Source organism: Cryobacterium sp. MLB-32, from assembly GCF_000738085.1.
Classification (GTDB): Bacteria; Actinomycetota; Actinomycetes; order Actinomycetales; family Microbacteriaceae; genus Cryobacterium.
Genome location: NZ_JPRS01000008.1, coordinates 1 through 12951 on the forward strand (window position 1 = coordinate 1; position 12951 = coordinate 12951).

Below are 12951 nucleotides of genomic sequence, written 5' to 3' on the forward strand. Positions count from 1 at the left end.
ACCGACAACAAATTCGGCCGCAACACGACCAACGCGAACTGCGCCGTCATTTCGCCGACCACAACAGTCATCACCATGGCCCGAAACTACTACGTTCCCGACAACGCCCTGGTGACGGTGAAACGCGGCTAGCCAGAATAGTGCAGTACACACAGTGAAGACGAGGTCTTCGTGCACACGCACGGGGGCCTCGTTTTTTGCACTTTCTGTCGCGCCGACCCTAATCTCGGAATCCTCACTATTCTCGCTGCAGCCAGCCACCCGAGGAGCGCGGCTCGAACCGGATCGAGGACACCATGGTTCCACGTTCACGCTTCCTGCTGGCAGCGCTCGTCACAGCCCTTCTCGTGTCGGCCGGCCTGATTCCCGCCACGGCCGGGCTCGCCGATACCGCTCCGCCGAACCCGTCGACCCCGACGACCGTGGCCGCCGACGCGCTCCCCACACCGCAGATCAATGGCGTCGTGACCGGGCTGTCCGTGGTCTGGCGGCGCCCCACGATGAGCTGGACGGACACGGGTCGCGCGGGAGGAAGCAACGTCTCGTACGCGATCAAGGTCATCGACCCGTTCGGAAATTCCGTGACAGGCAGCGCCGTCGGCATCACGATCACGGCGGCTGCAGCTGCTGCCGCCGTGCCGACTGCCGCCGTGCCGACTGCCGCCGTGCCGACTGCCGCCGTCAGTCCAGATCTCGTGCAGCCGGTGACGGTACCCGCGAACGGCTGATCGCGGTGTGGATGACGGTACGGAGCAGTTCCAGACGACCATCGGAGGAGAAGAACGGGTTGACCCTGGTGGGTGGCGCAAGCTCGTCGTCCTGACGGATTGCACGGTCGAGGGAGAGCAGGGCTGCCCGCACGTCCGCCCCGGTGTCGTTCGTTCGCGGTACCCCGATCCCCCCAACGATGTCGAGAACATCGGCCGCGCCGCCGTCCGCGTAGCCCACGGAGCGAAGTCCGAGGCGCCACGCCTCAATCGGAACTAAACCGAACGGCTCTGGTCGGGTAGGAAAGCACAGCACGGCATCGATGTCGTCCGCGATGGCGGCGAGCGAGGAAGCCTCGCCCCGATACTGGATTCGTGAGTCACCGGCTGCTGCAGTAAGCACCTCGGTCAGGGCTTCTTCCTGGCCGGGGAACGGCGCCCCGAACAGGAGCAAGCGCCACGAGGGGGCGCCGGGCCCCTGCCCCTGCAGCGCCTGCACCACCTCGAGGTGTCCCTTGTGGCCGTTGACCCGGCCGATGACCGCAATTGTGGCCGGCTCGTGGGGCCGGGGACTGGGCGTGGCGGTCACCGGATCGAAAATGGGAAACATCACGGTGAGGCGGCTTCGGGCCACCCCCTGCGAGTGCAGCCAGTCGGCCGTCGCGGTGCTGCACGCGGTGAGGGGAAACCGACCGGTGGTCAGCAGAACGCGCACCAGCAGCCCCCCGGCCCGCCCGGGGAGAAGTTCGTGCACAGAAACGTAGAATCGCTTGCGACGGAGCCGCAGGAGTGGAATATAGGCGGCGAGCGCCAGTGTCCACAGGACCACCAGATCGGCACGGGCCGTTTCCGGTCCGAGCGACAGCGGACGGAGCATGTCGACCGGTCGACTCCGACGCAGCACGCTCAGCGTCGGATCGATGATCACGGTGACGGCGCCGCCAAGATGGGCCAGGCTGTTCGCGAGTGGACCGGGGTGCGGAACGACAATCGTGACCTCGTGCCCGAGACTCACCAGACACTCCACCTCTTGGCCGAGTACGCGGCTCGCGCCGTACGAGTCGTTGCTCCCGTGCAAAACAGCAATCTTCATCTGGCTCCTGATGCGTTGACCGGTGTCCCACACTGTACAGCGCGCACGAGCGCGCACGAGCGCGCATGTGACCCCTATGATTCAACCGTTCGACTGTGTATTAATGGCTCCACTGCACAGGAAGAAGGGCAAAGCAGATGACAGCGCAACCTCCGGTGCTCCACGGTTCCCGAAAAGTAACGTTTCTGGGCTGGGGCGCGGTCGTGCTGGTCGTCATCCTGCTCAGCGCGTTGACGACGGCGCTCTTCAGCGGATATGGCGCGGCGCAGGGAGACGGCGGGGCTGCGCCCTCGTCCACCCCGATTGCTGCACCGTCCGGCACGGCCACCCCGAGCGCCGCGCCGCCAGCGCCTCCCGTATCGGCGCAGAACCCTGCGACGGATGCGCCGGTGTCGGCCCCGGAGGGCCCTGCGCTCCCGGCCGCCCCTGTCGAGCAGGCCCCCGTGGCACTCACCGAGGCGGCCATGGCCGTTCCGCAGGTCGTCGTCACGCTGGGCAGCCTCGAAGCAGTTGACGGACTAGCGCAGGGTCCCGGAGAGGTGGCCGGCCCGGCTCTACGCTTCACCGTCACCGTGCGCAACGGCACCGACGCATCCGTTTCGCTCGCTTCAACGGTCGTCAATGTCTATGCCGGTCTGGACCAAACTCCGAGCATCGACCTTGCAGAACCCGGGGGCGTCCCGCTCCCCGACGAGGTGAAACCGGGCCAGTCGGCGACCGGCACGTTCGTATTCGCCGTGCCACAGGAGTCCCGCGGCGTGGTCAAGATCTCGGTCGACTACTCGGCGGGTGTCCCCGTGGTGGTATTCCAAGGGCCGGCACCGGCCTGAACCCGATTTGGGGGCAGCACAAAACGGCCCCAATGACTACGATGTCCGTCAGAACGGTGGCCACCCTAGGGTCATCGTCCTCACGTGAACCGGGGACTTGCATGGGTAAATCTGCTGCCATACGGCTGCGCATGCTCGCGGGCATGACGATGGCTGTTTTCCTTGCCGTCCTCGTCTGGGGTGCCGTGCCAGCGCAGGCGGACAGCGCCCCGATCGCCCCGGCCAATCCGGCTACGCCCGCCACCGTCGCGGGAGATTCGCTGCCGACAGTTCAGATCAACGGAGTGGTCTGGGCACAACTCATCGTGGGCAACACGGTGTACGTGGGTGGCGAGTTCACCCGTGCGCGCCCGGCCGGCTCGGCCCCCGGCGTCAACGAGGTCGTGCGCAATAACATGCTCGCCTACGATCTCACCACCGGGGTCATGACCGGTTTCAATCCCAACGTCAACGCCGCCGTCCGCGCACTCGTGGCGGCGCCGGATGGCTCGCGCGTCTACGCGGGCGGGTCCTTCACCGCGGTCGGGGGAGTCGCCCGTTATCGCGTGGCCGCGTTCACACCGTCGACCGGAGCGCTCGTGACCCCGTGGGCCCCCGGCACGAATGCCACGGTCTCGGCGCTGGCGGTGTCCGGCACAACGCTCTACCTGTCGGGGGCATTTTCGACATCCGGCAACCAGGCCCGGAATGGTCTCTCGGCCTATTCCACCGGCAACGGGGCCCTGCTGCCCTGGACCGGGCAACCCACGGGGGGCAGGGTCAACGCCCTCGCCGTGTCACCAGACTCGAGCAAAATCATTCTCGGTGGCAGCTTCACGGCATACAACGGTGGCAACAGCCCGGGGTACGGTCTCGCTGCGGTGGATTCGATCACCGGCGCATCGCTGCCGTGGAAGGTCAACTCCCTCATTCGCAATGGCGGTGCCACCGCCAGCATCACAAGCCTGACAGGGTCGGCAGAGGGCGTTTTTGGTACTGGGTACGTCTTTGGCGCCGGCGGTAACTTCGAAGGCGCTTTCCGCGCCAGCTGGGACGACGGCACCCTGATCTGGGTCGAGGATTGCCACGGAGACACCTACTCGGCCGCGCCCGCCGGCGGTACGGTCTACACCACCGGACACGCGCACTACTGCGGCAACATCGGCGGTTTTCCCGAGACCCCGCAACGGTCCTGGCAGCGCACCCTCACCTTCAGCATGCAGGCCACCGGGGTCGTTGCCAAGAACGCGGTCGGCAGCTATTACAACTACGCCGGCCAGCCGAGCCCCACCCTGCTCCCCTTCTACTCGGATATCAATACCGGCAGTTACACCGGGCAGGGGCAGGGCGCGTGGAACGTCGTGGCCAACTCCCAGTACACGCTGTACGGTGGCGAATTCACCATCGTCAACAACAAAGCTCAGCAAGGACTGGCACGCTTTGCCGTGTCGGCCATCGCGCCCAATAAGGAGGGCCCGCGGGTTGCCGACACGTATTTTGTGCCCGCCGCTTTTGTGCCGACCCTCGCGTCCTTCGCGGCAGGCCGAGTTCGGGTGACGTGGCAGACCGCCTACGACCGTGACAACGAGAACCTCGTCTACAACGTCGTCCGGGACGGCGTCTCCGTCGCCACCCTGCCCGCGGCATCCGTCTTCTGGAATCGTCCGTATCTCGGCTACACCGACACCGGTCTCACCCCAGACAGCTCGCATTCCTACCGTATTCGGGTCACGGATCCCTTCGGGAATACCGCCGTCGGCGATGCCGCTCAGGTCACCGTTGCCGCCCAGAGCTCCCTCAGCAACTATGCGGCCGCCGTGCTGCAGGACTCGCCACGGTCGTACTGGCCCCTCGGCGAAGCCAGCGGTCCCACCGCCTTCGACTGGGCATCCAGCGTCGATGAGATTGCTGGTGCGGGTGTGACGCGCAACGTCAGTGGGGCAGTCGGCGCCGGCTCACGATTCAACGGCACAGCAACCGGGTTCGCGTCGACAGCTACCTCTGAAATCGCCACGAACAGCTTCAGCCTTGAAGCGTGGGTGAAGACGACGGCCACAACGGGCGGGAAGATCATCGGGTTCGGTAATAAATCGACCGGATCGTCCTCGACCTTCGACCGTCAGGTGTACATGGACAACAGCGGTCGCATCTGGTTCGGTGCCAAGCCCAGCGCCGTGCGAACGGTCAACTCAACCTCTTCCTACAACGACGGCGCCTGGCACCACATCGTCGCCACTCTCGGCGCGAACGGTATGCAGCTCTTCGTCGACGGGGCATCAGTCGCCACCCGCACTGACACGACCTCCGGCGAGGGGCCATACTCCGGATTCTGGCGGATCGGTGGCGACTCGGTGGGGGTGAGCTGGCCGAGCACACCGACCAGCCCGTATCTCGCCGCGGATATCGATGAGGTAGCCGTGTATTCCTCACCGCTGACGGCCGAGCAGGTGAGCTACCACTCCGCTATCGGCCGGGGCGCACCACCGAGAAACGTCCTGCCTACGGCATCGTTCACCACTGTCGCCAACCAGCTGACGGTCACGACGGATGCCTCCGGCTCGTCCGACCCGGACGGCACCGTCGCGGGCTATGCGTGGTCGTGGGGCGACGGAGCCACCGGAACAGGCGCATCGTCTTCTCACGTCTACGCGGCGGCGGGAACCTACGTCGTCGCACTCACCGTGACCGACAATGCGGGCGGCACGGGCACCGCTACTCGGTCGGTTCTGACGACTGCCCCACGCGTGAACGTGCCACCGACCGCCGTCTTCACCACGACAGCGACGCCACTCACCGTGGCCGTGGATGCGGGGGGATCCACTGATTCCGATGGCACGATCACGAGCTGGGCCTGGTCATGGGGCGACGGGGGCACGGGCAGCGGAGTGACGGCCACACACTCCTACGCGGCACCCGGCAGCTATCCGATTGTCCTCACCGTTACGGACAACTCCGGGTCGTCAGGAACCAGCCAGCAGACGATCGTCGTGGACGCGCCTGCCGCCAACGCCCCGTTCGCGGTCGACACCTTCGAACGCACGGCCTCCGCGGGGCTGGGCACGGCCGACACCGGTGGTGCGTGGACGGTTTCCGGATCGACGTCGAACTATGCCGTGGCCGGCGGAGTGGGAACTCTCCGCGCCGGTGTCGGAGCGACCGTCAACTCGTACCTGACGGGGGTGTCGTCGTCCAACACCGAGGTGAGCGTGCGGACTGCCCTGCTTCAGGCCACGACCGGCGGGGGAAGCTATGTCTCCGTGCTTGCCAGGCGGGTGGGAACCGAGGACTATCGCGGTCGGGTCAAGGTTCTCGCCACGGGAGCCGTGCAGATCCAGCTTCTGCACGGGGGAACAACCCTGTCTGCGGCGACGGTGTCCGGATTGACCTACGCGACCAGTGACGTTCTGCAGATGACCGTGCAGGCCTTCGGCACGTCGCCCACCACACTTCGCGCCAAAGTGTGGAAGGTGGGCACGCCGGAACCGTCCGGCTGGCAGCTCAGCGCCACCGACTCGACCATCGCGATGCAGGGGGCCGGCTCCATCGGCCTGTCGCTGTACATCAGCGGCTCGGCAACGGTCGCACCGCTGACCGCGTCGTTTGACAACCTCGTCGCCCGGCCTGTGGCATGAGTGATCGTACCGATGCGCCTCGCGTTCTGGTCGCCGTGTTGACGTACCGCCGGCCCGATGACCTGCGCGAGTTGCTGCCTGCTCTGATCGAACAGGTCTCCTCTCTCTCTGCACACGACGGAGCGACAGTTGTGTCGGGCGCGCACATTGTGGTGGTCGACAACGACCCTGATTCCGCGGCGCGGGAGCTCGTAGGGGACTTCGCTGTGCGCGGCCCGGTGCATTACATGCACGAGCCGACCCCGGGAATCGCAGCGGCGAGGAACCGTGCCCTTGATGAGGCTGGCGACTTCGACCTGCTGGTGTTCATCGACGACGATGAACGTCCGGTCGCTGGTTGGCTCTCATATCTGCTGTCCACCTACGCCGATCTGAAGCCGGCCGCCGTTGTCGGCCCAGTCGTCTCTCGCTGGGACACCGAGCCGAGCGACTGGGTGCGCGCGGGGAGATTTTTCGAACGCCGTCGCATGCGTACGGGCACGACCGTGTCACTTGCCGCCACAAATAACCTGCTGCTCGATCTGCGTCAAGTGCGTGGCCTCGAGGTACGGTTCGACGCCCGATTCGGGCTCAGCGGCGGATCCGACTCGCTGTTCACGCGGCAGTTGCACGAGCGCGGAGGCACGATGGTCTGGTGCGACGAGGCCGTCGTCATCGACGTGGTTCCCGCGGAACGGCTGACGTCCGACTGGGTTCTGCGCCGAGCCTTCCGGATCGGCAACACCTGGAGCCGAATTCACCTTGACGACACAACTCCGGGGCGAAGAATTGCCGTGCGCACGACGCTCGTGCTCCGTGGGCTCGTTCGCGTGGGCGGAGGGCTTCTGCGATTTCTGGCCGGAGTCCTCACCGGGCAACTCGCGCATCGAGCGCGCGGCCTGCGCACCGCAGCACGGGGGGCAGGCATGCTCACCGGCTCGGCTGGCTCGGTCTACAGCGAGTACCGGCGCCATGCCGATGCCTGACAGACGGTTCCTCCCTGGCAGATGACGGGCTCAGGGGCATGGCCGCGACCGGGCCCTGGAGACGATGGCGGCTTGGTAGGCCGCGAGGTGTTGCGTCACGATCAGGTCCCAGGACCGGTCGGACAGGTCGGGGGAACTCGCGGGGTGGATAGCCCGCGAACGTTCGATTGCTGCGGCGAGAAGTCGCGGTGATATCGGCCCGTGGTAGGTGATAACCCATCCCGGTCCCACTTCCCGGCCCAGCTCCTCGGTCACATCATTGGACGGGACGAGAACGGGACGGTTCAGGGACAGGGCCAGCAGAGCCGCGCCAGAATTGTGCATTTCCCGGTAGGGCAGCACGACAAGTTCGGCTTGGCCGATCTCCTCGACCAGGTCGTGGTCCGTCGCGTGTCCGAGAGCCAGCACGATTCGCGGATCCAGCGTCGCAGCGCGGGTGATTTCCGATCGTAGAGAATCCGTGCCTGGCCGACCCACGATGTGGAGGCTGAGGCCGGGGGTATCGGACCTGCTGTCATCCGGACAGGCGGCGAAGGCTGCGACCAGGGCAGGGATCCCCTTGTAGGGCCGAATCAAGCCGAAGTTGAGGAGGCGACCCGTCACCCGCGGCGGAACCTGTGCATCCCGGAACCAGGGACGATAGTCCCCGTGCATGATCGTGTGCACGAGCGGCATTGTGCCCGACGGGAGACCCGTTGCTGTGCGAAATGGCGCCTCGGTCGTCGGATTGAGGCGAATAAAGAGGCTCGTCTGGTCGTCGAGGCGGGATAACAGCCTGCGGTCGGCTCGGGGGAGGGCCTCATGGCTGTGCGTGTTGTGCAGGGTGCGCACGATTGCGGTGCGCTGCAGGCGCCATTTGACGAGAAGCATGCGCACCAGCGTGCGGCGCAGCATCCGTCTGCCGGGTGTGCCCGCGCGCAGGAGTAGTTCCGGCCAATGAACGTGAAACACATCCACGCGCTCGGTTAGGGCGCGGCGCCACGACAGCCCGGTGACGCGCACGTGCGGTTGCAGCCCCTGCATCAGCTGCACGAGGTAGGGATTCGTCGTGTCGCGGCCTTCCGGGAAAGACTGCATAACCCGCATCACGCGGTGCGACTCGTTTCAGTGGAACGCCCGTCTGGGTTCGAGTTGCCGGCCTTAGCGGCTGCCGCCGAGGACGCCGCGAGGCGCGCCTTCACGACCTGGGCAGTTTCCACGTAGTTGTAGGCATCCGAGTGGCGTTCCTGAATTCGGTTGAGCACGATCCCCAGCAATCGGGCGTTGACGGCGTCGAGCGACTCAATGGTGGCGGCGAGCTGAGCCCGTCGGGTGGACTTGTCGCGTGCCACAACGATTGCTCCGTCGGCGAGGTGGGCGAGGCCGAGAGCATCGGACGCCGGAAGCAGGGGTGGGGAATCGATCACGATGAAGTCGTATTCACCGCGCAGCCGGAGGATGAGGTCACTCATCGCGGTTGCGCCGAGGAGCTGCCCGGGGTTCGGCGGAACCGCTCCGGAGGGGAGCACATACAAGACGCCGCCCCAGAGGGTGATGGCGTCTTCGAGCGCGACGGCGCCGACCAACACCGTGGTCAGGCCGACCTCGCCCTCGATATCGCACATACCGGCGACAGACGGTCGGCGCAGGTCGGCGTCGATGAGCAGCACGCGGGGCGCGCGCTCGGCCATGGCGAGGGCCAGGTTCAGCGCGCTCGTGGACTTTCCGTCGGCGACCATGGGTGAGGTCACCACGACGCAGCGCGGCCGGTTGTCCACGTCGACGAACTCGAGGTTCGTTCGAATGCGGCGGTAGCCTTCGGCGAGAAGGCTGCGCGGCATGACGCGCATGACCAGGCCGTCCGGATCACTGCGACGTTTCTCGCCGATCTTTCCGAGCACCGGGGCATCCGTCACGCGGAGAATGCTCTTCTCTCCGTGCAGTCGCGTATCGAGCAGTTCACGCGCCAGCGCGTACACGATGCCGAGTGCCAGCCCTGCCCCGAGCCCGGTGATCAGGAGCAACCGAGTGTTCGGTGCGTAGGGAATCGTCGGAACCTGTGCCGTGGACACGGTGCTGAGCGTAATCGACGGCGTGTTGTTCGGCCCCTTGGGTGCAAGCTTCTGAACAGTGGTGGCGAGCGAAGTCGTGACGGCGTCTGCGGTGGCGGCCGCGCGGGTCGGAGACTCGCTCGAGGCGGTGATCTCAATGATGACGGTGTTGAGTGGAGTGGCGGCGACGATGGAGGAGGCGAGCTCCGGGGCGGTCGTGTCCAGGTTGAGCTTTTCGATCACGGGGTCGAGAACCGCGGGCATTGTCGCCAGTTGGGCGTAAGACTGAACGAGGTTCTGGCTGAAGGTGGATCCCTGCACGAGTTCGCTCGTAGTCTCGCCACGATCGGAGGACACGAAGACGCTGCTGGTGGACTTGTAGAGCGGGGGCACGCTCGATGCGTAGGCCCATGCTGCCCCAAGGCCGAGTGCGCCGAGCAGCACGATGACGACCCATCGTCGGCCGATGGTGCGCAGGTATTCGATCGGTTCCACGGCGGTGCCTCTTTTGCTCGGGGGAATGGACAGGTCGTTCATGCGGTCTGGCGGATGAGAGCATCCGGACGATCGCGGGCGCCCGCCGTGTGCCAGCGACGCCGGCCCGGTGACGCGCCAGCCAGGGTGCCTCGAATCGCCGCGCTGAGCATGGCCACGGGATGATGTGAGAGGGCGCGGCGACCGCCATGCTGCATGACTGCCGCGGCATAACCGGGGCTGTTGAGCAGCCAGGACAGACGCTGTCTCCGGGGGAGATGCCGCGCCGCAAAGAGCAGACGGTTGCGGCAGTTGAAGTACACGTACGTCGTGGACTTTCCGCCATTGCGCTGTGTTCCGCCGACGCTGTGTTCCACCGTGACATCGTCAAGCACCGTCAGGTGCCCGCCTGCCTCGGTGCAGCGCCAGGACAAGTCGACATCTTCCCAATACAGGAAGTACGCGTCATCAAAGCCGCCGAGCCGATCCCAGAGATCAGCGTGGATCATCATGCACGCGCCGGTGATCCAACCCCCCGCAGCCGAACTGACGGCCGACGGTCCCATGCTCGTGCGTCCCCGCTTGCGCAGAATCGTCCCGCCGTGAAACCAGACCGAACCATCCGTGCGCAGGATTCGTGCGCCGACGATGCCGTCGGGTCGGGCGGCGCACTCGCGGGCGAGCGCTTCGATGCCCGCTTCGTCGATGCGGGCGTCGGGGTTGATCAGCAGGAAACGCCGGAAACCGAGGTTGCGCGCGAAAGCAACGCCGGCGTTTGTTCCGGAACCGAAGCCCTGGTTGGTGGGAAGGGCGACGAGACTCCAGCCGTGCCGGGTCGCGAGCGCGGTCATCCGCCGACTGTCTTCCGTCTGGCGGAAATTATCGACGACGACGATCTGTGTGGGGTCGATGCACCCCGCAAGGCCCCCGAGGTTCTTCTCGAGCAGCTCGTGCGAACCGTAGTTCACGACAACGAGCGCGATGTCGGGCGCCAGGGTCATGAGTGCCCCTGTGCGACCGGCCCAAGCGCCGTCATGTCCCGGAACCATTTACCGAGCGCCAGAACCAGGTAGCCCGAATGAGCGATGAACAACAGCGTGTACACGCCGAGAAAGATCCCCGGTGCCCCCAGCAGGATAAACGCGACGCACAACACCCCGTAATCGGTCGGAGCGCCCAGAAGCGAGCGCCAGACCGTGCTGCGGCGACCAGCGGGGGGCTGGGCTCGGGGGTGTTTGGCCTTCAGCAGATCATTGAGGATCATGGCGAAGAACGATACCGCGCCGACCACGGTGAACCCGATCGGTACCAGCAACCACCCAGGGTTCGGGAGGTCGAAGTGGGTGAATGCGGTGATGAGAACGGCCAGGTGCAGGCTGGAAATTTTGATCGAGTCCACGACGTGGTCGAGCCATTCGCCGGATGGTGACCCGCCGCCGCGCAGGCGCGCCACCTGACCGTCCGCGGAATCAAAGGCGTATCCCAGTGCGAGGAGCAGCCAGACCGAGATCCCGACGGGCCAGCTCGGCTGACCCAGCGCGAGCAGTGCGATGCCGCCGAAGGTGAACGCGGCGCTGACTATGGTGACCATGTTGGGCGTGAGCCCGAGTCGATAGGCTCCCGCAGCAAGATACCGCCCGACCTTTCGGTTCACGTAGATCGAGTAGGCCGGAGCTCCCCGGGCGGCCGTCTTCTGTGCGGAGGACAGGCGCCGAACCGTGTCTCGGTAGGTCTCATCCCCGGCCATGGCTGGAGTGGCGGGGGTCGCAGAGACGGGGGGCGCAGAGACGGGGTTTGCGGAGGCGGGGGTTGGCCGATTCATGACGGGGTTCCTTCGATCTGAAGGGGTGACGGCCGCCGCTCGGCCGAGCGCACTGGACTCGGTTCCGGGCGTTCGATTCGTCCGCGGCTGAGCCCGTGAGTGCTGTGCCCGGCGACCAGGCGCAGGGCCAGGCGCTCATAAGCGGCGGAGACGGCGTCCCAGTCGTAGACCGCGTGAGCGCGCGCCTGAAGGGCTCCGCCGGTGTCACGGATCTCGTCGGGAGCGCGATCGGCCGTGTCGATCAACCTGGCGAGCGAGTCGGCGTCGTGGAAGAACCACCCGTCTGGGCCGAGCACTTCCCGATTGAAGACGACATCCCAGGCCAGCACCGGTGTCGCCGCTCCCATGGCGCGCAACAGTGACGGATTCGTGCCGCCGACCGAGTGCCCGTGCACGTACGTGGCTGCGTGCACATAGAGCTGGTCAAGCAAGCCCTGATCCCACACCGCACCAAGGAGGCGCACGCGTGGATCGGATGCCGCGAGCTCCTGAATCTTTCTGGTGTGCTCGAGCGCGTAGGGTGCCGACCCGACGACGACGAGCGGCAGTCGAGACGTACTGAGGCGGTATCCCCGAATGATCACGTCTACGTGGTTTTCGGGTTCGAATCGTGCCACGAGCAGGTGGAATTCTCCGGAGGTCAGACCCTGTGGGCCAAGCTTGTCGGCAGCAGTGTCGGTGAGGATGCTGGCGCCATAGGTGATGAGTTCGGTGGGCACCGCAAACTCAGCTTTGTAGTAGTCGACGATTCCCTGGGCATCAGCGATCAACGCATCCGCCTGGCGCACGCACGACTGCTCTGCCCAGCGGTAATAACGTCGCGCTGTGCCACCCCACTTGTCTCGTTTCCATTCGAGACCGTCCACGTGCACGGTTGTCGGGATGCCGCGGGCGCGCAGCACGGGAACGAGGGGAGCATTGCCGGCATTGAAGACGAAGGCAACGTCTGGGCGGTGCGTCACGGCGTGCGCCACCGACAGCGCGGTGTGGCTCAGGGTTTCGAGAATGCGATGGTGGATCGCCGGCAGGAATACGAGTTTCATGCCTCGGTATTCCTCAAGAACGGGCTTGCCGTTCCGTCGGCAGTACACCGTCACGTCATGGCCACGGTCGACCAGGCGGCGTCCAATCTCCTCGACGGCTGTTTCGAACCCTCCGTAGGTGGCGGGCACGCCGCGTGTGCCGATCAGGGCAATGCGAAGCGGATCTGTTGATTCATCCATCTCAGTACGCCCCGTCGGATTGCACGATGACCTTGAACGTGCGCCAGATGATCATCAGGTCACCAGCCAGGGACCAGTTCTCCACGTAGTAGAGGTCGAGTCGCACGCTGTCGTCCCAGCTCAGATTTGAGCGACCGTTCACTTGCCACATACCAGTCAGGCCAGGCTTGATGTAAAGACGGCGGTGCACGTGGCT

At 65.8% G+C, this 12951-nt stretch carries 11 protein-coding genes; 4 read left to right on the forward strand and 7 right to left on the reverse strand.

Annotation, left to right across the window (positions count from 1 at the left end):
- The first annotated feature begins 296 nt into the window (after positions 1–296).
- Positions 297–728: a hypothetical protein gene (locus tag JF66_RS02155; protein ID WP_035874496.1), complete on the forward strand. Its 432-nt coding sequence runs from the start codon at positions 297–299 to the stop codon at positions 726–728.
- Here the strand turns inward: JF66_RS02155 and JF66_RS02160 are convergent.
- The gene (locus JF66_RS02160; protein ID WP_035874499.1) at positions 682–1800 is read right to left on the reverse strand and encodes a glycosyltransferase family 4 protein; all 1119 of its coding nucleotides are present in this window, start codon (positions 1798–1800) and stop codon (positions 682–684) included. The genes JF66_RS02155 and JF66_RS02160 overlap by 47 nt on opposite strands.
- Positions 1801–1937: 137 nt before the next feature.
- Here JF66_RS02160 and JF66_RS21540 point away from each other — a divergent pair, with 137 nt between their 5' ends.
- The 3 genes from JF66_RS21540 (at position 1938) to JF66_RS02175 (ending at position 7206) form a co-directional block, all read left to right on the forward strand.
- Positions 1938–2630 (forward strand): hypothetical protein, encoded by a 693-nt coding sequence (locus JF66_RS21540; RefSeq protein ID WP_051973021.1) that lies wholly within the window; start codon positions 1938–1940, stop codon positions 2628–2630.
- 101 nt (positions 2631–2731) lie between these two features.
- Positions 2732–6241, forward strand: coding sequence for a PKD domain-containing protein (locus JF66_RS02170; RefSeq protein ID WP_081882083.1), 3510 nt, complete (start codon positions 2732–2734; stop codon positions 6239–6241).
- On the forward strand, positions 6238–7206 hold the full coding sequence (locus tag JF66_RS02175; protein WP_035874501.1) for a glycosyltransferase family 2 protein: 969 nt from the start codon (positions 6238–6240) through the stop codon (positions 7204–7206). Before JF66_RS02170 ends, JF66_RS02175 begins: the two co-directional genes overlap by 4 nt.
- A 30-nt stretch (positions 7207–7236) precedes the next feature.
- Here JF66_RS02175 and JF66_RS02180 read toward each other — a convergent pair whose 3' ends face one another.
- The 6 genes from JF66_RS02180 to JF66_RS22110 all read right to left on the reverse strand — a co-directional run.
- Positions 7237–8283, reverse strand: coding sequence for a glycosyltransferase (locus JF66_RS02180; protein ID WP_051973023.1), 1047 nt, complete (start codon positions 8281–8283; stop codon positions 7237–7239).
- 8 nt (positions 8284–8291) lie between these two features.
- Positions 8292–9731 carry a polysaccharide biosynthesis tyrosine autokinase gene (locus JF66_RS02185; protein WP_197059294.1) on the reverse strand — a complete coding sequence of 480 codons (1440 nt, stop codon included), beginning with the start codon at positions 9729–9731 and terminating at the stop codon, positions 8292–8294.
- Between the two features lie 38 nt (positions 9732–9769).
- Positions 9770–10711: a glycosyltransferase family 2 protein gene (locus JF66_RS02190; RefSeq protein ID WP_051973025.1), complete on the reverse strand. Its 942-nt coding sequence runs from the start codon at positions 10709–10711 to the stop codon at positions 9770–9772.
- A complete protein-coding gene (locus JF66_RS02195; protein WP_035874506.1) occupies positions 10708–11457 on the reverse strand; it encodes a CDP-alcohol phosphatidyltransferase family protein in 750 nt (249 codons plus the stop codon). The genes JF66_RS02190 and JF66_RS02195 overlap by 4 nt, the downstream gene beginning before the upstream one ends.
- A 71-nt stretch (positions 11458–11528) precedes the next feature.
- A complete protein-coding gene (locus JF66_RS02200; RefSeq protein WP_051973026.1) occupies positions 11529–12755 on the reverse strand; it encodes a DUF1972 domain-containing protein in 1227 nt (408 codons plus the stop codon).
- Between the two features lies 1 nt (position 12756).
- Positions 12757–12951 (reverse strand): sugar transferase (locus JF66_RS22110; RefSeq protein WP_197059295.1); only part of this gene is annotated, 195 nt, incomplete at its 5' end.